This is a genomic window from Candidatus Methylacidiphilales bacterium (assembly GCA_025056655.1).
GTDB lineage: Bacteria > Verrucomicrobiota > Verrucomicrobiia > Methylacidiphilales > JANWVL01 > JANWVL01.
Genome location: JANWVL010000042.1, coordinates 1 through 22578, shown reverse-complemented (window position 1 = coordinate 22578; position 22578 = coordinate 1). Strand labels below are relative to the sequence as shown.

Genomic DNA, 22578 nt, shown 5'->3' with positions numbered 1-22578 from the left:
GGCTAGGAATTTTTCTGGTAAAGGTCGAGAGTTTCGGGGGTCGGCCCAAAATATCGGACGCGTCCATTTTCTAGCCAGAGAGTGTGTGTGGTGATTTGTTGTAGGAGTGACAGGTCGTGAGTTGCGATCAAAACTGCTTGTGAGGGGCGAAGGCGATGGAGTAAGGCGTTTTTGGATTTTTCTTGGAAGTGATGATCACCGACTGAGAGAATTTCATCAATGAGTAGGACATCTGGATCCGTCTGTAGTGCGACGGCAAAGCCTAATCGGGAAACCATGCCAGATGAGTAGGTGTAAAGAGGTTGGTCGAAGAAGTCTTCGAGCTCAGAGAATGATTGGATTTCGGGCAGCCGGGATGTGGCAGTTGCGTGGTCGAGCCCTAGATAGAGAGCGCTTAATAAAGCGTTTTGGCGGCCTGTGAGAGAGCTTTCAAAACCTGCTGCGATCGAGAGTAAGAGGGTGCGTATGTGTGGGGCTGTCGTAAGAGTGCCTTTATCGGGGCGTATGATGCGGGCAAGAATTTGTAGTAACGTGGTTTTACCAGCACCATTGCGACCGATGAGGCCGATCCGGTCTCCTGATCGAAGGGTGAGAGAGACTTCGTGAAGGGCTTGGAATCGGGCTTTGAAGCCGCGGATAAAACCTTTCTGGATGCGATAGTAGAGACTGATTTTGTTGGCTTGAATGAGGTAAGGGGCCACTGTTTCCATGGAAGATGTTACTTTAGGATTTTTGGGATGCGGCCGTCCGCAAAACGAAGCAATGCTAGGCCGATTGGAAGAAGCAGGAGAATGAATAGAGCTGAGTTTATCCAGTGGTGAGGGGGAGGGATTTGGTTGTGAAGGAGAATTGAACGATGGGTTTCAAGTATGTGAGCAAAAGGATTGGCATAAAAATAGGGCAGAAGATGTGCGGGTATGGATTCAACAGTAAAGAAGATGCCCGAAAGCAACATCAGAAAGCGCAGGAGCGCGTCAAGTATGGTTTTGATGTCGGGAGCGAATGGAGTCAGAAGGGCCAGGGGAAGGGCAAAGCTGAAAATGAGTAACGTATGCAAAAGGAGTAAGGGGACCAGCAAAAGCCAAATAGGTGAGGGGAGGAAGTTTTGCAGGATCAGATAAACGAGCAAGATTAGATATATGATGATAAATTTTGTGGTGTTGGCTAATGTCTTGGTGATAGGGAAGAGGGAGAGTGGGATTTTAATTTGACGAAGGAGGTGAGGTTTTTCGAGTATCGAGGTGGTAGCAAGTTGCAAGGTGCTTTGAATCCATTGCCAGAGGAGGGTGCCGACGAGGAGGAATTCAAGGTATTGTTGGGTGCGTTTGCCTAGGAAAAGAAAGAAAAGGGAGTAAAAAAGAAAAGTGTTGAGGAGTGGTTCAAGTATCCACCAGAAGTAACCGAGGTAGGAGCGGTGAGTTTCAGCCTTTAATTGTGCATGTGTGCACAAACGGATGAGATGGACGTAGTGAGCCAGGGAGTTCATGATAGATTTATCATAGCTCGGTCAGCGTAGGGGACGCATGCCGTCGTAGCCTGTAAGCTCTGCAAAACCATGACCACGGATGGGTTTGCCTTTGTATATGCCTTGGGCGACGCAGGCGCCTTCCCAGTAGTTTAAGGGACGATTTGCAAGTTGAAACGAGAGCTCTTGGTCTGGTGTGCGGGGTAGGAATTCTATTTCGAGATTTAATGAGGGCACTCGAATTGTCCATCCAGATGGGTAGGTGATCTGAGTGTGGGGGCTCGTCCATTCTCTGCGTGGAATCACGGAAAATTGGCGATGGGAAATATCTATTTTTTGCCCGTCGGATTCAACCCAAGTGCCACCTGAATAGGATGTAGAGGCGTCAGAATGACGGAGCAGGTAGAGCATGAGTTCACAGTCGTTGTCGAATTGGATTGAGAACCAATCCCATCCTACTTGGTCTGTATCTAACATGGATGAGCTGAACTCTTTGTCGAACCAACTGGTGCCGCTTACGGGATATTCGACGTTATGTATTCGTATGACGCCGTGGGTGAGTAAACGAGTGTATGAAAAATAATGCGATGCATATCCTTTGCGGGTGGATTTTTGGCTCAGTCCATCTCGTCCATGAAGAATAGGCGGTTTTTTGGTTGTTAATAATAAATCGAGAGCAAAGTTTCCTGCGTCGGCTGAGAGCCTGAACTGAGATGGGTTAATTTCGGTAGCTCGCCAGTCATCAATCCACACATGGAGGGCATCTAAAGCGGATCCAGCAGTATCAAGTGCCGCTCTTGAAATTTTTTGGGCCTTCAGAAAAAGCGGAATTGATGGATCAGATATAGCAAAGTGTGCAAAGTATAGGTCGCGGAATGTCCATCGGCTTTTGAGAGGAGGGGTATCTCGTCTTGCCCCTTGTCGAAAGAATGTTAGCTGGTAGCCATAGTTTTTTTGTTTTGAATCAGTCAGGTTACCAGTGAAATACCACCATTCTGTGCGATATTCGGGATGATTGCCGTGGTCTTTGGGAAATGACCAAGGGTGAGGAGATAATGCTTGCTTCCATTGTGTGTGAGTCTGAGCATGAGTGGGGATGAAGCTGTCAAGAAGAGCTTGGACAAGAGGGAGTATGAGTATAATCCTGGTTCTAGGCATGACGGTGGCTGCAAATTAGTTGTGAGTCAGAGGTTTTTGAAGTTTGTTTTGAATACAGTGACCTTAGATAAATAAAATTTTAATGCGTGTTAAATTTTTATTTCTTTTAATGGATTATTTAGTTGAATTTTTATTTGTCTGAATAAGTTATGTGAAAAATAGGTTGCGCAATTGGTGGATGGTGAACTAAATAGTCTTTAGTTTTTCATTGAGATATGGGGTCTTAGCTCAGTTGGTAGAGCGCCTCAATGGCATTGAGGAGGTCAGGGGTTCGAATCCCCTAGGCTCCATTGGTCCCGGCGCGAATCGAACGCGCGACCTTGGCTTTAGGAAAGCCCTGCTCTATCCTACTGAGCTACGGGACCGGATAGTTGTAAGAATATGCTTGGCAGTAGGAGCTGGCAAGGATGACTATAGAGGACGTTGTGATTGAATCAGGTGCCATGAACGGGCAAATTCATTGAGAAGAGATGGGCCTTGATATACGAGTCCAGTGTATAATTGAACGAGATGAGCTCCAGCATCGATAAAGTCGCGGAGAGTGTTGAGTGACTCTATTCCACCGACGCCGATGATTTTAATTTGGGTTCCGCTTAGACTTTCTGAGGCGATTCGAACACGGTCCACAGCAGCATGATGAAGTGGGCGACCGCTAATACCGCCTTTTTCATTTGAGGAAAATCTTAATGGGCGTTCTAGGAGAGTGTTAGTCAAAACAAGTCCTTGGATTGGCGCTGTGCGGCAATATTCCAAGATACGAAGGAAGACATAAAGGTCTAAGTCTGGAGCGAGTTTTATAAAAAGAGGGCGTTGAGTAACATTGCGGCAAGCTTGGACAATTTCTTGGATGGATTCTGGTGACTGGAGGAGACGTAGGCCTGGGGTATTGGGGGAGCTGATGTTTAATGTGAAGTAGTCAGCGTAGGGGTTAAGGATTTTGACGGCTTGTGCATAGTCCTCAGATGCAGATTCTATGGGTGTGTTTTTGTTTTTGGCAACGTTAATGCCTATGGGGATGGTGGGGTAGAGCCCGGAGTTTTTTAGTCTGCTTAAGCGTTGAGCTACAGCTGCTGCACCAATGTTGGGGAATCCCATGCGATTGATTAGGGCGTGCTCTTTACAGACACGAAATAAACGAGGTTTAGGGTTTCCATCTTGTGGTAAGGGAGTAACAGTCCCAATTTCAACGAAACCAAAGCCCAGAGCTTGCCAGGCGGGCAGAGCCTCAGCGTTTTTATCGAAGCCTGCAGCGAGGCCGATAGGGTTTGGGAAAACAGCTCCGCATATGTTCTGAGGAGCAAAGTGGAAGTTGATTTTGTGGTTGATTGCCTTGATGAGGCGAATGGTTAAAGGTGAAGAAAGGATTTTTAAGGCAATTTGATGAGCGGGCTCAGGTGGAAGTAAGGCACTTAAGATTGGGAATATAAGTCGGTAAAAATTCATTGGATTAAAGTAGAGGGAAATTATTTGCCTAAGAATAAAAAAATTCTATTTTTTTGAACTATTTATCTACGAATAAGTTGCAATGATTTTTTATTGACTTGATAAATAAAATTAGTATAGTTCATGTAAAGATGCATGAGTGTGTGCATATGAAAACTTCATATATGAAAATTTGTAGGGCTAAGAAAGCGTTCACGCTACTTGAGATAATGATTGTTGTGGGAATCATAGCGATCTTTGCGGCGTTCGCGATCAATCAAATAGCTGGAAATGTGGATATTGCCCGAGAGCAGCGAGCTGAGAGTGATATTAAGACGATTTCTACTCAGTTGCGAACGTATGAAATGTTGAACTTGACTCTCCCGACTACGCAGCAAGGCCTTGAGGCTTTAGTTTCGCGTCCTGGAGGGGAGCCGCAACCAAGGAAATGGCGACAATTGATGACAGAAATTCCTGTCGATCCCTGGGGGGAGAAATATGTATATCGTTATCCTGGGACAAAAAATACGAATTCGTTCGATCTCTTTTCTAAGGGACCAGACCGTCAGGAGGGGACGGCCGATGACATCGGTAATTGGAAACAATAAGTCAGGGACCTAGCCCGAAGCGTTTTCTTTTTTCTTGCAATAAGGCTTTGAATTTGGGCCAGGGTGCAGTGTTGACTACATCTCTGCTTTCCAGCCATCCTTTGCGTGCAAGTTGGGTGCCGAGTCGAAGGTAATGAAGTTGGTCGGCGTGATGAGCATCGGTCGTAATGACGCAACGCACGCCGAGTTCGCGTGCTTTCCGCCACCAACGCCAATCCAGATCGAGACGAGAGGGGGTGGCATTTAGCTCAATCCAAGTGCCTGTCTTAGCTGCTGCTTCAAGAATGCGTGGGATGTCGAGGGGATAAGGTTGTCGTTGCAGTAAAAGCCGACCTGTGGGGTGGCCGATAACAGTGACGTATGGATTTTGAATTGCAGCAAGGAGTCGTTGTGTCATGGCGTTTTCGTCGTGTGAAAAGCCGGAGTGAATCGATGCGATAACAAAATCGAGCTCAGCTAATACCGTATCCGGGAAATCTAGCGAGCCATCTTTCAGGATATCTACTTCACAACCTGCGAGAAGGTGGAGGCCGTAAGTGGGGGCATGGAGTTGATTCCAATTTTTAATTGTGCGGATTTGATTGAGTAGGCGGGTCTCATCAAGGCCGTGGGCTTGGAATTGGGAACGAGAATGGTCGCTGACGCCTAGGTATTGAAGGCCTAGTTCAATTGCGGAATGTGCTATTTCTTCCAGTGTGGAAGCGCCATCACTTTCGGTGGTATGGCAATGAAGGGTGCCTTTGATTTCTGTCCACTCGATGAGTCGAGGTAAGCGATGAGACTCTGATGCCTCGATTTCTCCCAAGTCTTCGCGTAATTCGGGTGGAATAAAATCTAGGCCGAGCGCTTGATGTAGCTCTTCTTCTGAGCGGCATGGGACAAGGATTTCCTCTCCGTTTTTGCCGATTTGGAAGAGTCCCCATTCAGAGAGTTTTTTACCTTGGTGAATGGCTCGCTGACGCAACGCGATGTTGTGTTCTTTGCTGCCGGTGAAATGAGCTAGAGCGTAAGGATAGATTTTATCGGGAACTACCCGCAAATCACACTGGATGCCATTTTGTAGGATCACGGAAGATTTAGTCTCGCCGTGATTCAAAATACGCTGGACTGCCGGCAGTGAAACAAAGGCTTGCATTAGATCATGAGGTGATGATGAAGAGGCGATTAGGTCGATGTCTTTAATGGTCTCTTTCCAGCGTCGGAGGCTGCCAGCTATAGCGATTTGTATGGTTGCTGGGTGCGCCCGCAGTGTGTCAAGTAGGGACTCCGCCAGTGGTCTTATATTTCCTGTAAGGAATTGATTAGAGAAGAGGCGGCGCTGGGCGATTCCCTCAAGTATATTTGCTTCGGTTTTTTTTCCGAATCCTTTGAGACTTTCAAGCTGTCCTGCTTGGCAGGCTTTTTCCAGCTTTTCGATGGAGTCAATTTGTAGTTGATCATAGAGGAGCTTGACCTTTTTGGGGCCAAGACCTGGAATCTCTAAAAGGCTTAAAAGTCCTTGAGGAATTGAGGACTTTAATTCGTCGTAGTAGGGAAGAGTTCCTTGGTTATACAAGGTAGTAATTTTCTCTGAGATTGCCGTTCCGATCCCTTTGATTTCGTGAAGGGTGTTGTTTTGGATGTAGTCTTCTAGCGGCTTGGGGAGTGTTTCTAGAGCGCGTGCGGCGTTGCGGTAGGCGATTACTTTAAATCGGTTTTCATCTTTTAGTTCTAGAAGTGTGGCTATTTCTTCTAGAACTTGAATGATTTGGTTTTTATCCATGGAAAAAACGTAAGGCAAAAAGGCAATAAAAAAGGCGTGATGGTTATGTATCACGCCTTTTGGGTGTGTCTAAGGAGAATTTTATTTTTCGATTAGAGTTACAGTGTATGGCATAGAAGGGTCGACTGTTCCTGTTAACTGGATTGAGATTTCCACATCAGGACCGGGTTGGGATGGCTCATCTTTCTTTTTAGACTTGGGGCGAGGAGGACCTTTTGGGGATAGGATGAACTTTCCATCAATTTCTTTGCCGTTTTGCTCGATTTGTAAGGTATATGGGAGTTCGCCAAGGGTGGTGTGAACGATCATTCGCTTGTCGTTTTCGAGTTTGACGTCATCGGCGTATCGGAGGATGAATTTAAGGTCTGAAATGTTTGCTCCTGGGCTGAGGGTGTAGGTATGGTGGCGGACGTTTTTCGGCGCGCTGATATCTAGGTCTATGTTATTGAAAAGGCTTCTAAATTTAATGTTGCCAAAGAGACGAACGCCCATGATATCCCCGGCCTGTGTGCCTAGGAAATTGCGCGTCTCTTGGGAGGGGTTTTGAGGTTCTACAATTGCGTTTGGATTGGGATTGATCCATTGGAAGTCGACACGGTGGGTCGTGATTCTGCCGGTCGGTGGGCGAGGAGGTCTTCCGGGCTCAGGCTTTTCTTTGGGCTGATTAGGATCGGGAATGAACTGGCTGAGAACGTTGCTCCATCCGTCTGTGCGGATGTAGAACTGGAAGTCACGCCCTGTAGCGCGGTATATGATGGTCTCTGCTCCTGGGCCGAATTGTCCTTTATTTTCTTCAAAGATGGCCGAATTGTTGATTTCAAGTTGTGCGGCGCGAGCCTGTAGCTCTGCAAGGCTCATGGGCTGAGGGGGTTGTGTGACGTTAGTCGGGGCTTGATTGGCTTGCTGGTTGGGTGGTTGGGGATTAGATTCACCTCTGACGAGATCCTCTGGCTTGATTTTGGATAAGACATCCTTTTCGGTTTGCGCAGGTTGACAGGCCAATAGCGATAAGCTGGCTACCGAAATTGGGATTAAGTATTGTACTTTCATATGACACACGAATTTCGGATCTGTATAGAACGGTTCTTTCTTATCCTTTTTACGTAGATTGTCAAATAAATTTGAGGAATAATTTTTGCCTGGATCTCCCGCGAGTTAGCACAGTCAAATTGGTGGAGTAAGCGCGCTTAAGAGGCGGATATCATTTTCGGTAAACATCCGCAGATCGGTCACGCCGTGGATCTGCATTGCGATTCGCTCGAGGCCAAATCCGAATGCAAAGCCTGTATATTTCTCGGGATCAATTCCAGACTCTTCCAAAACTTTAGGATGCACCATACCACAGCCGCAGATTTCTAGCCATTTTTTGCCTTTGTAAACGGTGTCCGATCGGGCGCAGTCCACTTCAAAACTCGGTTCTGTGAATGGAAAAAAGTGCGGGCGAAAACGGAACTCTAGATCGTTGCCCAAAAGGGAGCGGAAGAAGTATTCGAGTGTGCCTTTGAGCTGGGCTAAGGTGACGTTTTGATCCACGTATAGGCCTTCGATTTGATGAAATGAGAGAGAGTGGGTGGCATCGATCTCGTCACGGCGATAGCAGCGCCCTGGGGCAATTATGCGGATTGGCGGCTTTTGGGATTGCATGACGCGAATTTGTATCGGCGAAGTTTGCGTGCGGAGTAGACGTCGGCCCCACTTCGGATGGGCTTTTTCGGGGGGATCGATATAAAAGGTGTCTTGCTCGTTGCGAGCTGGATGGTCTGGCGGGGTATTTAAAGCATCGAAGTTGAAATATTCATATTCCACCTCTGGGCCATCGGCTAAAGCGAAACCTAAGGAGCGAAAGATTTCTACCGACCGTGAAAGGAGCGTTAACACGGGGTGAAGCGAGCCTTGAGGGTATGTCCGAGGCGGTAGGGTAGGATCCGGAGGAAACAGCGATTCGAGTGGAGCAAAACTTTCGGCGCGTGAAGATAGGGCTGATTGTAGTTTCTCGTAGGCAGCATTTACGGCTTGTCCAAAAGCCCGGCGCTCCTCGGGAGGAAGCTGGGTAATCGTCTGTCGTAAAAGTGAGAACGCTCCTTGTCTTGAGAAATATTTCGTCCGAATAAAGTCGAGTGCTTTGGCGTCTTTGGCTTGCTCAATCGCGGTGAGAATTTCTTGGGTGAGCGCTTCAAGTTGAGAATTCATGAGGCTGGGAATGAGATGGCTATGAAGCAGGGGACCCGTCTGAGAGGGGAGTGGTGAGGGAATTTAATTCGCTTTAGCCGCGGCTACGATCGCTTCGAAGGCTTTAGGCTCGCGCACGGCCAGATCAGCGAGGATTTTGCGATCGATGGAAATCTTGGATTTTTTGAGCTGCTCGATAAAGCGGTTGTAAGTGATGCCCAGAGAGCGGCAAGCAGCGTTGATGCGAATAATCCAGAGGGAACGGAAATTTCTTTTGCGTGTTTTTCGATCGCGATAGGACCAGTATTTGGCCTTCATCAAGGCATCTTTCGCATAGCGGAAGAGCTTGCTACGGTTGCCGCGGAAGCCCTTTGCGGCTTTCAGCATGCGCTTGCGACGTTCGCGTGATGCTGGGGCGTTTGTAGTTCGAGCCATAGGGAGTCGTTTAGCCTCTTGTTTTAGTTTGGCAACAGAATTTTCATTTTGTAACTCCGGCCGCTAAGCTCTCGCGTAGCTCACTGATCGTGTGGATAACCTTTTGACAAGAAAAGTGTCGGCAAACGTAGGCTGTTGCTTTTCCATCGATTATCTTGAAATCTATGATCCAGGGGGTGTGTTTCACAAGAAAATCTGAATTGGCTTCTCCATCGACCAGTAATACTGTGAGCGCCGGAAGAAAGTGGCGCTTGGCCTCTGTGAATAATTCTATGGTCTGCGGATGGGAGCGCTCTCCTACGATTACAATATTGGTGGGTTCAGTGTGATAATGGATTAAAGCCGTTGTGAGGTGAGGGGAGGCAAATGGAAATTTTTCTAATATGGAGCTTTGGCGGCATAAAATTCGAGAAGCCTGCTCACGGCGTTTGGGATTGTGTAAAATGTCGGCTATTCGGATAAGGTTTAAGGCTGCTACGGAGTTCGCAGAGGGTTCAGCGTGATCTTCGTCTCCGTGTGTTCGATAGAGGAGAGATGGATCTCGCCCATCTTCGTTGAAGAAGCTGCCTTGTTTTTCATCCCAGAAAAGAGAATCCATCTGGGTCTGCAAAGAAAGGGCTTGCCGAAGCCAAGCAGGCTCAGCTGTGCTGTGATAGAGATCTAGCAGTGCAGCGATCAGCGCTGCATAGTCTATAGCAAAGGCACGAATACTGGATCGTCCTTGGCGATACGAGCGGTATAGGAGGCCTGATTCTTGATCGAGGAGTTCTTCGAGGATAAACTCTGCCGCGGCGCGGGCTAAGGGGAGAGCTGTCGGTGCTAAGGACGGTTCAAAGTCAGCCCAGGCACATAAGCCAGAGATGACATAAGCATTCCATGCAGTGATGATTTTATCGTCGAGGTGAGGGTGGGGACGCGTTTCTCGTTTGAGTAAAAGTTTTTTCTCGGCTCTGGCAAGGATTTGCTCCACTTCTTCTACGGGAAGATTGTATTGCGATACGAGATGGTCAATCGATGCGCTTATTCTAAGGGTGTTGAGATTTTTGAGTTCACCGTGAGGATCAGATTCGATAGGGGCGTTGCCTTCTGGCCGGATACCAAAACGTAGAATCGCAATCTCGGCTTCTAATGGATCTAGAACTTCTCGGATTTCTTTTTCGAACCATGTGTAGTATGCGCCTTCGCCGTGTTTTTGAGGGTTTTCGGGTCGTGGGCTGTCGGCATCTTCAGCGGAATAAAAAGCACCGCAGCAAGATTTGAGACGGCTTTGGAGGTAGTAGATCAGTTTTTCCGCTGATTGCAGGTAACTTTTTTTTTGGGTGAGCGCGTATGCCTGAGCCAGGGCTGTGAGAAGTTGACCTTGATCGTAAAGCATTTTTTCGTAGTGCGGAATGTGCCAATAGCTATCTACGGAGTAGCGGTGAAATCCTCCGCCCAGATGGTCGTGAATGCCTCCTTTGATGATGCTCGTGAGGGTGCGGTCAGCCATCTCTAGGGCAGACGGCTGAGAGGCGGAAGCAAGAGGGTGAGTGGCAGTGGTAAGCAGGAAGCTTAATAGTGTGGGACGGGGAAATTTTGGAGCGGATGAGAAACCTCCGTTGAGCGGATCGAAGTTTTTCTGAGCTTGGCGGATCGAAAGCTGAAGGGTTTTTTCAAGAGGCGGGACGGAATTTGAGATTGCTTCGGTTACTTGAGTCACTTCAATGAATCGTGCTGTGGCTAGCCTAGCTTTTTCGGAGATTTCGGCATGATGTTTTTGCCACGCATCGGCGATCTGTTTGAGGATAGAACGAAATGAGGGACGGCCGTAGGGATTGTTTTCGGGAGGGAAATATGTCCCCCCGAAAAACGGGTGAAGCTCTGGAGTCAAGAAAACGCTCATCGGCCAGCCTCCGTGACCTGTCGTTGCTTGAACGTAGGCCATATAGATGGAATCGAGGTCGGGGCGTTCTTCGCGATCCACTTTTATGGGGATGAAATATTTATTTAGAATAGCCGCTGTCTCTGCGTCTTCAAAAGATTCGCGAGCCATTACGTGGCACCAGTGGCAAGTGGAGTAACCTATCGAGAGAAATATCGGGAGCTGCAGTTTCCGTGCTAGTAGTAAAGCTTCTTCGTCCCAGGGTTGCCAAGCAACGGGGTTGTGGGCGTGTTGGAGTAGATAGGGACTTTTTTCATTTTGAAGACGATTCCGCAGGCCAGCGGATGATGGGGTCATATACGTTGATAAACAAGGCGTAGTCGTGGGAAATGCAAATGTGTTGTAGCGGCTGTTTTCTGGAATCCCAGATTATGGGTTCTGCAGCTGGATGTTTGTCTTGGGGCGTGTTAGGAGGGCTTCCAATGGTTCCTTGAATCGGTGAACTATAAAGGAGGTTACTAAAAAGACTATTGCTATCACGACGACGTAGTCCCAAAATGTCTGTGCTCTTTCGATTGCATGGGTGCGCATAGGAGTGGAGATGTGAAGTGCTAGACTTCTATTTGTGAGATGATGGCGCGAAGAATTTCCAAGTGACGAGCCGGTGGAATCATAACCGAGTAGATAAGAGTCAAATGCACCTTGTTGCTGGCCATGAAACAAAAGCTAGCTGATGGGCCTGGGATGATAATTTCAGGAGCCTGGCTTTGCTGAAGAGGCTCAAGTTGATTTTGAGTGAAACTAAGAAACTGTGCTGCGGCTTGGGCGATTTTTTCAGCTGAGAGGGTTCCCATGAGGTGAGAGGCGATCACGGAGGAGTCCTTGTTGGAGAGAACGCAACCCACCACATCAGGCCAGCCAGCAATTTTCTCAACGACAAGTTTTGCTGTGAGCGTTTGATCCTGTGGAATGCTGAGGAGTTGGCGAATGTTTTTGGTATGTTTGTAATTAGGTGGTGCCTCTTGCCCCGTGATCATTGCATACGCTACCGGAGTCATTTCCGGCACCTGCAGAAGATCTTCCAGTGCACGGAAAGCGCCATGCGTCTCGCGATATTGAACGATAGCTTCTGCCAATCGCCTTGGAAGATTCGGGATTCGCAGTAATTCAGCTACTGAGCAAGAGTTCAAGTCGAGCGTCGCACTTTCACCTGAGTCGCTTGGAGACTGGGGTGCGATGGATGATTCAGGGGCCTGGGATGATGAGACCGAAGCCGGGCTGGCGACACCATCTGGAGGAGATGCTACAGTAGACTCACTGGTGGGCGCCTCTGTCGTCTGAGTGGTGGAGGAGACCTGATTCGGCGTAGTAGCCGGTTGCTTATTGGTCAAGGCAGCAGACAGTGTGGGGGATCCAGATGTATTTGGAGGCGGCAGGGGTTCACCTGATAAAGTGGGAGATGATGAAAGCACTTGCTTGGGCTTCGGTGGAGTGAAATTTTGTGGTGAATTAGGATTTTCCTTGTTTGCGGTGGTCGGAAACTGAGGCGGCGGAGGGGCAGGCCGGAACCCCGATGGGGGAACATATTTGGCAGGAACCTTCAAGCCTGCTGGCCTAATCATCTGGCTTGCTGAGAGAGGTGGGCGCCCCGTGGGACCAATCGAACTGCTTGTTTTGGGCGTGGGGAGTGTGGAGACACTAGGTGCATTTTTCGGGGGATTGACCGCTGCTGGACGGGGTGCAACTGTCGATTCGGAAGGAGTGGATTTTTCGGGGGCGGGGGCGGGACTCGCAGGTGCGGCTTTTATTTCACCCGAAGTGATGATTGGGGTTGTAATTGCACCTGGTGAGGCTGCTTTGTGTGAAGGCATAGCCGGTGCCTGAGCGGGCTTTGATACAGGCGGATATGCACCTACAGTAGGTGGAGGTGGGGCGGTAGCCTGAGCTGGCTGGATGTTTGGGGAAGCCTGATTCTCCTTAGGTGTCTTGTTTTTTTTGAAAAAATTAAAAATTCCCATATTCCTCCTTTGGTAAAACTATGGATGATGACTTTGGGCGTGGCAATAGCTTTCTGATCAGGACGGTGAGGCTCGGTTACGTCTGCTCATGAGGTAACAGAAGTCGGTGTAGCCGATCGAGATCTGCGCTTGAGTAGTAAGCGATTTCGATTTTACCACACTCTAGATTGCCATGCACAGTGACTTTTGTAGCAAAATGTTGCTGAAGCCGCGTCTGAATATCTCGGAGCTGATAATGCACAGCTTTGTTTTGGGCTTCATCGATTTTAATTTTGTGGTTTCTAGGTGAAGATGAAGAGGATGAGGATATTTGAGCGACAAGCTTCTCAAGCTGACGAACTGTGATGTTTTCCTTAATGACACGGCGAGCGAGTAAATCTTGTTTGGCTTGTTCGTCCAGCGAAAGAAGCACCTTAGCGTGGCCCACAGAGAGCTTCCCTTCCCGAATGTATGTGATGACCTCTTGGCTGAGCGAGAGAAGACGGATGTTATTTGCTATGGTAGCACGATTTTTACCCACGCGCTGAGCGATTTCTTCTTGGGTCAGACCAAACTGCTCGATTAACTGCACATAGGCTTGTGCTTCTTCGATTGGATCAAGGTCTGCCCGCTGGAGATTTTCTGTTAGGGCGAACTCTAGGACTTCTCGGTCAGTAGCTGAGCGCACAATGACGGGAACTTCTTTAAGTCCTAGTGCTTGCGCTGCACGCCAACGCCGTTCTCCAGCTATCAGTTCATATTTATCTTGCTGTGCACGGACAATAAGGGGTTGAAGGATACCTACTGCCTTTATTGAATCCTTCAACTCAGTCAATTCTTCCTCTCGAAAAACTTTTCGAGGTTGAAAAGGACTGGAAACAATTCTTTCGATTTGCACATTCTGCACGCGCTCGCCTTTCTCAATCACAGGCTCAGGAGAAGCGATAGCTGGCGCTGTGCCGATGAGAGCTTTCAGACCTCGGCCAAGTGCGGGTTTTGATGACATGCTACGCAAACTAGGGCAGGCGAGGGGAAAAAGTCAAACTCACGCAACACATCCGACACGTTCACCCCTCAGTGATAAAATCAATCGCCAAGGTTCTGAACCTATGCGATGATCCGCTGCTTGATGAAAATACTGGTCACAGGAGCCGCTGGTTTCATCGGGTATCACGTCACCCATGCCTTGCTTCAACAAGGCCTACGCGTATGGGGCATCGATAACCTCAACGCCTACTACAATCCACGCCTCAAGCAAGCCCGTGTCCGTCTCCTGGAACAAACACCACATTCCGAGCACTTCGATTTTCTCCTGATGGATTTGACCGATCGTCCAGCTATGGAGTCTCTTATTGCCAAGCAACAATTCACCCATATCATCCATTTAGCTGCCCAAGCTGGGGTGCGCTACAGCATCGCCAACCCGCATGCGTACGCCCAATCTAACCTCGTCAGTTTCCTAAACATCCTCGAAGGCGCACGCGCTGTCCAAGCCAAACACCTAATTTACGCGAGCTCTAGCTCGGTCTACGGCCTCAATGCCGCTATCCCATTCCGAGAATCTGACAACGTCGATCATCCCGTAAGTCTCTACGCAGCCACAAAGAAAGCCAACGAACTCATGGCCCACACCTACAGTTATCTCTACAACATCCCTTGCACAGGTCTTCGCTTCTTCACTGTCTATGGTCCCTGGGGACGTCCCGACATGGCTTACTACAGCTTCACTGAAGCGATCCTTCGGGATCATGTGATTTATGTCAATAACAACGGACAGATGCGCCGCGACTTCACCTATATCGATGACGTCGTCGAAAGCATCTTGCGGTTGCTTGATAAACCACCACAACCCGATCCCGAGTGGAATCCAGAGCGCCCTAATCCAGCTACTAGCATCGCTCCCTTCCGTATCTACAACATCGGCAATCACACCCCTATCGAGCTTAATGACTTTATCGCCACGCTGGAGCGACTCTTAGGCAAAAAAGCTAAAATCGAATACCGCGGAATGGCCCAAGGAGATGTCCTAGCTACAGCAGCAGACGTCACAGCACTTCATGCAGCGGTCGGATTTCAGCCCTCTACTCCCCTTGAAGAGGGTCTCAAACGTTTTATCGCTTGGTATCGAGAATACGGCTATCGTTTCGCTGCTGTATGAAACTTCTTTGGGATACGCTTATCTTTGGTTGGCCTTATCTCAGGCGCTACTGGTTTCGATTTACCGTCGGAATTCTTAGTGGCCTGCTTTTTGCCGCCATGAATGTCTCCTCCATCTGGGCTTTGAAATATCTCAGCTCAAGGATGGAGAGCCGATCAGCCACGCAAGCTGCCTTATCCCCTGCCAACCCGGCTCTCCCCCTTCTCTCAGACCCACATTCTCCCAACCAAGCGATGAACGAAGATTCCATAGACAATTTCTCCCAACCTACCTATCCGCTCCTTCAACGTCTCAATAACATCCGCATCGCCTTCAAACAAACCCTTCACAACCTCAAAACAAAAGCTCAAAAATGGGCAGACCAGCTCGGACAAATCATGGACCCATGGTTCCCCAAGTATGGGCGCCCTCTCGACTGGCGGCAATTCATCGGCGGGCTCCTTCTCTTTCCAGCAATCGTGCTCATCAGAGGCATATTCAATTACACTAACTCCTACTGCATTCGCTGGGTCAGCCAACGCTTCATCACCGACCTCCGCCACGACGTCCTCGAAAAACTCTACTCGCTCTCCATGAATTTCTTTAACAAATCAACCCTCGCCGACATCAGCACGCGACTAGGTCAAGATTCAGCCTCGATCTTCGACACCATGAATATCACACTAAACGACTACTTAAAACATCCAGCCACCATCCTCGGCATCGTCATCTCCATGTTCGCCATCAATTGGCAGCTCACCCTCATCGCACTCTTCTTTATCGCATTCGTCGCCGTCCCCATGCGAGTCCTAACCAAAAAAATCAAAAAAGCCGTCGAAAAAAACATCGAAGTCAGCATCAAACAAGGCGGCGCAATATTCGAAGCCCTAGGAAACATCCGCGTCGTGAAAGCCTACAACCTCGAAAAACACCAGCTCGATGAGTTTGACAAACACTCCGCCAAGCTCATCCATTACTCAATGAAGCAAGGCCAAGCCTCCAGCCTCATCAATCCCCTCGTCGAAATGATCATGGCCTTCGCCGTTGGCACCATCTTCATGTATGTCTTCATCACAGAAATGAAAATCGCGGATCTCCTTACCTACATGCTCGCAGTCGGCCTACTCTTTAACCCCATCAAATCTCTCGCCAGCGTTAACCTCAAGCTCGCCCAAAGCAGTGTCAACGTCAAACGTCTCTTCACCCTCCTCAACGAACAACCCCAAATCCGCGAGCCCGCTGAGCCAGTCCCCTTACCTCATTTCACCCGCGCCATCGAGATCCGCAACGTCACCTTCTCCTACGACGATGAAGAGCCAGTCCTAAAAAACATCACCCTTACCATCCCCAAAGGTCTTCGCCTCGGTATCGCCGGCGAAAGCGGCAGCGGCAAAAGCACCCTCATCAATCTACTCCTCCGCTTCTTCGATCCGACCTCCGGCGAAATTCTATTCGACGACATCAATATCAAAGATCTCTCATTCTCCACCATCCGATCCCTCATCGCCCTAGTCAGCCAAGAAGTCGCCATCTTCAATAAAACAGTCGCTGAAAATATCGCCCTCGGCAAGCCACACGCCACAAGAGATGAAATCATCGCCGCCGCCAAAGCCGCCTACGCCCATGAATTCATTGAACAAATGCCCCACGGCTACGACACTGTCTTGGGCGAGCGCGGCTCACGCCTCTCCGGCGGCCAGCGCCAACGCATCGCCATCGCTCGCGCTTTCATCCGCAACGCCCCCATCCTCATCCTCGACGAGGCCACAGCCGCCCTCGACGCCCAAGCCGAAAGCATCGTCCAAGCCGCTATAGACCGCCTTTCCGAGGAACGCACTGTGATCGCCATCGCCCACCGCCTCTCCACACTCGCCCAAATGCACCGCATCATCGTCATGCACAAAGGCGCCATCGTCGAGACAGGCACCTTCTCCGAACTCCTCGCTGCTGGTGGACACTTCGCAGAAATGGCTCGCCGACAAGGCATCCGAGCGTAGCTAACCGCCCACCCTCCTCTTTTTGCTGACAACTCTTACCCGTTCAAACCAACCACTCCCACCTCCAAAGATCAGGCTCCAATCCTACCCTCCACCCAAGACAACCTCATCCTCCCCCTACCTCCATCATTCACTTGACAAAACATCATCCTACCCTCGCATAATCGATTTCCGATGAGCAAACACTTACAAGCCATCAAAGCCTTCAAAAAGGCTTTAACCGCAAAAGGAATCAAAAGTGAACTGATCAAGGTCAACGAAAATTGGGCACTTGCAGTTCACGACGCTCGAACGGTGGTCGCCTGTGCGATCATTCTCAGCGGATTCGACAAACTCCCATATCGCGACATCATGATCCTCCCCCACGAGGATCCCGATGGATTCGGAAAAGCCATTCGTTACGTGATGAGTCGAATCCAAAAAATACAGGAACGTGGAGAAGATGACCCTATCGAAACCAAGTTCCTACAAGAGCACGACGAAGACCGATCCGACCCTCTCGAAAGCCTAGAAGCCTTCGATAGGGATTGGATCCCTATGGATGAAAATGCCTGCCGATGGGCAAGGCGGTCCCTAAGCTTCCAAAAAGAACAAGACGAAGACCAAGACTAAACCATCCCCCCAATAACCCCACCCACAAGCCCCAGCGCAGGAGCTCCTAACCCCTGCACTGGGGCTTCCCCCTTAAAAACCCAAACTCCTCCCCAATCGAGCAACTCAAGGCAACATCACCCCCCGCACGCCACATCTCAAATAACTCATAAAACACAACCAATACTCCCTTTTAATTCACACAACCAAAGCCCGCCTCCAATCATCCCCCTTTTCCCCAAGAAGACAGGCTGTTAGAATAGAACTTGCAAAAGCACTTGAGATAGGCGATTTTAGCAGAGTTCAGCCTGTCTTCTTGGGGAAAGACTTAACTAATCTATGGCCGCTCTACCCACTGCTTGCACGGTAGAGCGGCCGTCCTTTTAGTTTGTGCTTGTTTGCTACACAGCTTGGCTGAGCTATCAGGATTTTATTCCCAAAACTCGATCTGTCCCGGTATATGTTTTTGTCGGCTTCGGCGATCTTTATGTTTTGTTGGAGAAGGATTAGATGAAGCACTCGTCTCATCCTCAAACGGGCGTTCACCGACGATGTTAATGCTTTTCACCCACTGCTGATCCGTAACGAAGAGAATGCGCACGTTGCCAGCCCGAGGGGCAATTTTTCGAATTCGCTCAGCGTGCTTCTGCATTTGCTCAAAGTGGACGCAAGGTCGCGCATAGACGCTGTATTGGATCATCAAAAAACCGTCCTCGAGGAGATCGTTTCGGAAGCGGGTTGCCGCGCGGCGCTCATCCTCGGTTGTCACCGGTAGATCAAACATCGCCATAAGCCATCCCATAGTAAAAGGGCTGGTATTCATTCTTCGCTCGAGGAGGGAGAAGGGGCTTGGGGGATTTCTCGATCGCCATTTGCAGAGCTGCTCGGGATCATAAGCTCGGGAATCCATAATGCAGCAGCGCTTTGAAACGCATAAGCGCGTGCCAATGAAGATGCTGCGACATCGATCGCATCAAGAAGTTTTAGAGTGTAATTGCCTTTGGATAACCGCAGCTCTCTAAGACCAGTGCCTACTTTTTTAGCCCAAGCGCAAAGGGACAGCTCTTCGCTTGTCTTCAAAAACTCCGCCAACATCCAGTCCACCATGGGGCGGAACGGCTCCATCAGATCATAGACGAGCGGCTCGCTGCGATAGCGTGGCTTGTGGTGAAGACCGAGCTGCGGGAGAAGGCCGTGAATGATGAGGGCGCGGTGGCAGAGCGCAGCCAGGACGCTGTAGCCGTAGTTGAGCATTTGATTGGGGGGCGAGTTTTCCTTGCGGTCGCGGCGCGAGGCGACATAGCCGATGGCGGGAAAGAAGAGTTGCCAGTAGCGGCGGGCGCAATCCGCTTCATTGATTTGTGGCTGCTTGGCGGCGCGCTCCAGGTGAGCGGAGGCAAGACCCTCGGCGCGGAGGACGTGGCTTTGGTTGATCGTCTTGTAGCGGAGCATCTCCTGCCAGAGTCGAGAATTGAGACGGGCGGGGAGGCGGACTTGATTCTGAAAGGCGCGCAGGTCGGTGATGCGGTTGATCGGCGCTGTCCAGCCGCAAGGCTGGTAACGCTCATTGCAATGCAGCAGGATCGCATCTTGATCCAGCAGGGCAGAGATGGCGCTCGATGAAATCTGCACTCCACGCGCGGCGATGACGACAGCGCGGATGTCTTCGAGCGGCATCCGTCGCTCTTCAGCCTCGGGCGATTTGCAGACGAAAAAGCCGCGCTCTTTCGCCAGCGCGCTGCCGTGACTGAAGATGTGCAGGACGTGGTGGCTCATAGGCCTCCAAGATTTAATCTACCCGGCGCAGACCGGCTGCGATGAATTTTTTCAGGCCGATCGCTGGGCTCTTATTACCTGAAGGAGAAGTTACAACAACCTCATTTTTTTCTTTGATTGTATTCAGCCGGTATTTGCCTGCGGGTAATGTCACGGTGGAGCTGTGAACGAGGTCTTGGGTGATTTCGATGGTGCAGCCGGATTGGAAGAAACCGTAAATGCGGATTGTGTCGCCGAATTCCTCTAGCAAACGTTTTTTGACTTTTGCCACTGAGTCAAAGACATAAACGGGGGCAACACGAGGAGTCTCGGTGATCTTGCCGGATTTGTCCTTTTTTAGCTCGATGTAGATGATCTGTCCTTTATGAGATTTTTCGGCTTGGAAGTAGGCTCCTGATCCGTCTTTAGAAAGGTCGCGGTAGGATTCCGGATCACCTACATTGACCCAAAGTTTTTTGATGAGAGGTCCCTGCCGCCCATTTTTTGAAGGTTGACGGAAGGAGGCGCAAAAGTTTTTCCAATCTTGCTCGCTGGGTTTGCTTTGAGCAAAAGCCGCTAAGGTCTTGCGGATATTGTCATCGCGAACGGACGTGATTTGTTTTTGAAGATATTCGAGATCGTAGGTTTCTCGCATATTCAGAGTTTTGTAGGCCAATTTCAGAAGGCTGACGCGTTGGACGATGACCTTGGATTCCTTATCTCTGCGCAGTCCGTAAATTGTCTGAGCTAAGCGCGGCTTGGGATAGGCCAGATTTTCTGGGACGACGTTTTTGATGCAGTTAGAAAAGAAACCGGGCGGATTTTTTTGGACTTCCTCAGGGAAGCGGAAGAAATGCTGCTTGGATTTGTCCCGCATCCATCCAGGCAGGAAGCTGATGATCATGGCGTCAAGCGCATGATGGCGGTCGTCATCACGATTCTTTTTTTCAGCCTCTTCCTCAGTCTGAGCGGTGGGATTGAGGACATGGTTCAAGCGGTATTTGCGACGGATACGCCCGGTAAGTCCGCCTGAGATGATGATGATACGCTTGTTGCCGCTTGCATCTATTCCATTGCGCCATCCAAAGCGAAGCGAGACGATTTTCTGCGCGAGCTTGGAGATCCAAGCCGTCTCGGCCAGCGCGGTGTAACGTTCCACAAGCTCCGATGCATCAGCGCGGAGGAGGAGCTGTTTTTTCTTGTTATTAATGGCTGCTGATTCGACACGCTGTTTGTAGGCTTCCCATTCGTTTTGGGTTTTGGTTTGCTTGAACCAGTCAAAGGGGATGCGTCTGTCTTTCTCTTTGTTGGTTTCTCGCTTTGTCAGCACGTAATTCAGCATGGCATCGGGGCCGCCTAATTCACGCGGCACGATGTGTTCAATTTCATATTGATCGAGATGATGTTCGCTCAAAGGCTCGCCGGTGTAGAGACAAATGCCTCCTTGCTGGCGATAGAGTTGTAGCTTGAGAGGAGCGGAGCTTGCGGTGCTGAATTGGGAAGCTTCGTTGGCAGATTTTTCGCGCTCTTTCCGCCGTTCTTCCTGAAATTTTTTGAGTTCTCTTTTTGCTTTTTCTCCCATGAAGTCTTCACGCACGAATTCCAAAACAACCTCATGAGGCATGCCAAATTTTTTCTCTAGCTTGATTAGTCGCTGGTTGAAGGTCGTGAGCCGATGGCGGACGATGGGATCATTGATTGATCCGATAACTTCGCGGATCGCGGCGTCTTTATCTAACTGGCCGTTTTGTGAGTGCTTGGTTTCCAGAGCATCGAGCCTTTGGTCCGGAATATAAAATGACTCCCAGCTTGTGTCACCGAGATCGGCTATGAATTTGAGATCAGCAAGGATGAGACCTTTCTTCGGATCGGTATTGATGATTTTCGTTTTTTGATCCTTGTAAAAATCTTTCGGATTTTTTCCAGAAAGGATCAATTCTTTCACCAGTCGTAAAGCCGGACGCGAAAAGCGTGAACGGCCTGTTTTCTTGGGAGGATCGATTTTTTCATGGCCAGGCAGGGGTGAATATCCGTTTTCCTTACACCATTTTTTCCACTGGGTGGGGGTGAAACTTAAAGATACGGGCTTGTCTTCGTTGAAGAGCTTTTGAATGTCTTGAGGTGTGAGGCGCTGTTGGATTCCACATCGCTCGACGAGGATGTTTTTTAGCTTCATCAGGTAGGTGACCTCCATCACAAGCGGGTCATCAGCCCTGCATGTGTGAAACCTCGGGATCAGGGCGCAGGGAGCGAGGATGCGGTTATCGAAGCGGGGGATTTTTTGGCCAAGGACGCCTTGCCAGTCTTCTTCGGAGCCGAGGTGAAGGTTGTATCGCTTACGTAGCTTCGGATCGTAGGAGGCGTAAGGCTTGCCGGTAGGGCCGTAGCAAAGGTAGTCAGCAAAGCTGACGCCTGGAGGTGCGGCAGCCGCGAGGGCGGGGATTTGTTTGACCGCCGCCTGGGCCAAAGCCTGAATTTCCTTGGCCACGTCTGTGCGATCAAAGCGGACGTTCTGCGTAGATTCCGCTGTGTGATCGGTTTTGGTTTTAAGCTCGTCGGGTTTTGATGGATCCCACAATTTCATTTTGTGGGCGTCGTAGTAGCAGGGAAAGTGATAGTTTTGAGGCACTTGTGTTTTGAAGGCGCGCCAGGCGTTGAGAGCGGCTTGGTAAGCGGGATCTTTTTTGGCGAGTTCTGCGTCAGCCTTCCGTTCCTCCTCATCGATTTCTTCGATAGTTTTTCCTGCTCGGCGTGCTTCGGCGGCTTTCCAAGGGATATTAGGATCATAGCCGCGCTTTTGGATAGCGGAATGAAGGGCTTTGTAGATTTGCCAGGGTTCGAGTTTCTCTCCACGCAGGAGCTTGATGCGAAGGAGGCAGGAAGTGTAGCAGGTAGAATCGTTTCCGGAGGCAAATTCGCGTTCGAGTCGCGGGTCTGCTGTTTGCTTTAATTTCCAAGTGCCTCTTTTATTGCCGGAGACTTCGTTTCCGTTTTCGTCGTATTTAGCGACGATTCGCTTTCGCGGAAGCTCTAGGCCGGCCTTTTTCCAAACCTCGTCGAGCCAGGCTTCGCGGGCTTTATGGGCTAGGCGCGTCCGGAACATGCGGCGGCGGGCGGCGGCGTTTTTTGTTTCGGCAAAATCTTCAGGAATTAGAAGCGAAGCGATATGCTTGAATTTCGTCCCCTCACGAACAGCTTCGCCAATCGAAGTGATGCCCAGA

At 49.7% G+C, this 22578-nt stretch carries 18 protein-coding genes and 2 tRNA genes; 5 read left to right on the top strand and 15 right to left on the bottom strand.

Annotated elements, in window-relative coordinates:
- Positions 1 to 2: 2 nt before the first annotated feature.
- Genes NZM04_01900 through NZM04_01890 form a run of 3 tightly spaced genes read right to left on the bottom strand, consistent with a single transcriptional unit; the run spans position 3 to position 2623 of the window.
- Positions 3 to 710, bottom strand: a complete 708-nt coding sequence (locus NZM04_01900; GenBank protein MCS7062796.1) for an ABC transporter ATP-binding protein — start codon at positions 708 to 710, stop codon at positions 3 to 5.
- Positions 711 to 718: 8 nt separating this feature from the next.
- Positions 719 to 1486 (bottom strand): ABC transporter permease, encoded by a 768-nt coding sequence (locus NZM04_01895; GenBank protein ID MCS7062795.1) that lies wholly within the window; start codon positions 1484 to 1486, stop codon positions 719 to 721.
- A gap of 21 nt (positions 1487 to 1507) precedes the next feature.
- A complete protein-coding gene (locus NZM04_01890; protein MCS7062794.1) occupies positions 1508 to 2623 on the bottom strand; it encodes a carotenoid 1,2-hydratase in 1116 nt (371 codons plus the stop codon).
- Positions 2624 to 2840: 217 nt separating this feature from the next.
- On the opposite strand from NZM04_01890, the gene NZM04_01885 reads away from it, so the two are divergent.
- Positions 2841 to 2913, top strand: a tRNA-Ala gene (locus NZM04_01885).
- A 1-nt stretch (position 2914) separates the two neighbouring features.
- Here the strand turns inward: NZM04_01885 and NZM04_01880 are convergent.
- A tRNA-Arg gene (locus NZM04_01880) sits at positions 2915 to 2988 on the bottom strand.
- Between the two features lie 46 nt (positions 2989 to 3034).
- Entirely contained in the window at positions 3035 to 4066 is a 1032-nt protein-coding gene (locus NZM04_01875; GenBank protein MCS7062793.1) for a quinone-dependent dihydroorotate dehydrogenase, read from the bottom strand.
- Positions 4067 to 4230: 164 nt separating this feature from the next.
- Between NZM04_01875 and gspG the strand changes: the two genes are divergently transcribed.
- Complete coding sequence (gspG, locus tag NZM04_01870; GenBank protein MCS7062792.1) at positions 4231 to 4653, top strand: type II secretion system major pseudopilin GspG; 423 nt, start codon at positions 4231 to 4233, stop codon at positions 4651 to 4653.
- Position 4654: 1 nt separating this feature from the next.
- Here the strand turns inward: gspG and polX are convergent, their stop codons facing one another.
- The 7 genes from polX to NZM04_01835 form a co-directional block, all read right to left on the bottom strand.
- Positions 4655 to 6415: a DNA polymerase/3'-5' exonuclease PolX gene (gene polX, locus NZM04_01865; GenBank protein MCS7062791.1), complete on the bottom strand. Its 1761-nt coding sequence runs from the start codon at positions 6413 to 6415 to the stop codon at positions 4655 to 4657.
- A gap of 81 nt (positions 6416 to 6496) precedes the next feature.
- Complete coding sequence (locus NZM04_01860) at positions 6497 to 7465, bottom strand: hypothetical protein (protein ID MCS7062790.1); 969 nt, start codon at positions 7463 to 7465, stop codon at positions 6497 to 6499.
- Positions 7466 to 7579: 114 nt separating this feature from the next.
- Positions 7580 to 8605 carry a phenylalanine--tRNA ligase subunit alpha gene (gene pheS, locus NZM04_01855; GenBank protein MCS7062789.1) on the bottom strand — a complete coding sequence of 342 codons (1026 nt, stop codon included), beginning with the start codon at positions 8603 to 8605 and terminating at the stop codon, positions 7580 to 7582.
- Between the two features lie 63 nt (positions 8606 to 8668).
- Positions 8669 to 9019 carry a 50S ribosomal protein L20 gene (gene rplT / locus NZM04_01850; protein ID MCS7062788.1) on the bottom strand — a complete coding sequence of 117 codons (351 nt, stop codon included), beginning with the start codon at positions 9017 to 9019 and terminating at the stop codon, positions 8669 to 8671.
- 43 nt (positions 9020 to 9062) lie between these two features.
- Positions 9063 to 11237, bottom strand: coding sequence for a thioredoxin domain-containing protein (locus NZM04_01845; GenBank protein MCS7062787.1), 2175 nt, complete (start codon positions 11235 to 11237; stop codon positions 9063 to 9065).
- Between the two features lie 254 nt (positions 11238 to 11491).
- A complete protein-coding gene (locus NZM04_01840) occupies positions 11492 to 12898 on the bottom strand; it encodes a helix-hairpin-helix domain-containing protein (GenBank protein MCS7062786.1) in 1407 nt (468 codons plus the stop codon).
- A gap of 76 nt (positions 12899 to 12974) precedes the next feature.
- Positions 12975 to 13883, bottom strand: a complete 909-nt coding sequence (locus tag NZM04_01835; GenBank protein MCS7062785.1) for a ParB/RepB/Spo0J family partition protein — start codon at positions 13881 to 13883, stop codon at positions 12975 to 12977.
- Between the two features lie 123 nt (positions 13884 to 14006).
- Between NZM04_01835 and NZM04_01830 the strand changes: the two genes are divergently transcribed.
- The 3 genes from NZM04_01830 to NZM04_01820 all read left to right on the top strand — a co-directional run bounded on the left by NZM04_01830 (position 14007) and on the right by NZM04_01820 (position 17623).
- Positions 14007 to 15035, top strand: coding sequence for an NAD-dependent epimerase (locus NZM04_01830; protein ID MCS7062784.1), 1029 nt, complete (start codon positions 14007 to 14009; stop codon positions 15033 to 15035).
- Positions 15032 to 17011 (top strand): ABC transporter ATP-binding protein/permease, encoded by a 1980-nt coding sequence (locus NZM04_01825; protein ID MCS7062783.1) that lies wholly within the window; start codon positions 15032 to 15034, stop codon positions 17009 to 17011. Before NZM04_01830 ends, NZM04_01825 begins: the two co-directional genes overlap by 4 nt.
- A gap of 174 nt (positions 17012 to 17185) precedes the next feature.
- Complete coding sequence (locus tag NZM04_01820; protein ID MCS7062782.1) at positions 17186 to 17623, top strand: hypothetical protein; 438 nt, start codon at positions 17186 to 17188, stop codon at positions 17621 to 17623.
- Between the two features lie 409 nt (positions 17624 to 18032).
- On the opposite strand, the gene cas2 is transcribed toward NZM04_01820, so the two are convergent.
- The 3 genes from cas2 to NZM04_01805 all read right to left on the bottom strand — a co-directional run.
- Positions 18033 to 18404, bottom strand: coding sequence for a CRISPR-associated endonuclease Cas2 (cas2, locus tag NZM04_01815; GenBank protein ID MCS7062781.1), 372 nt, complete (start codon positions 18402 to 18404; stop codon positions 18033 to 18035).
- A gap of 17 nt (positions 18405 to 18421) precedes the next feature.
- Entirely contained in the window at positions 18422 to 19378 is a 957-nt protein-coding gene (cas1, locus tag NZM04_01810) for a type II CRISPR-associated endonuclease Cas1 (protein ID MCS7062780.1), read from the bottom strand.
- Positions 19379 to 19391: 13 nt separating this feature from the next.
- Positions 19392 to 22578, bottom strand: a 3187-nt coding sequence (locus NZM04_01805) for a hypothetical protein (GenBank protein ID MCS7062779.1), incomplete at its 5' end; no start/stop codon positions are given.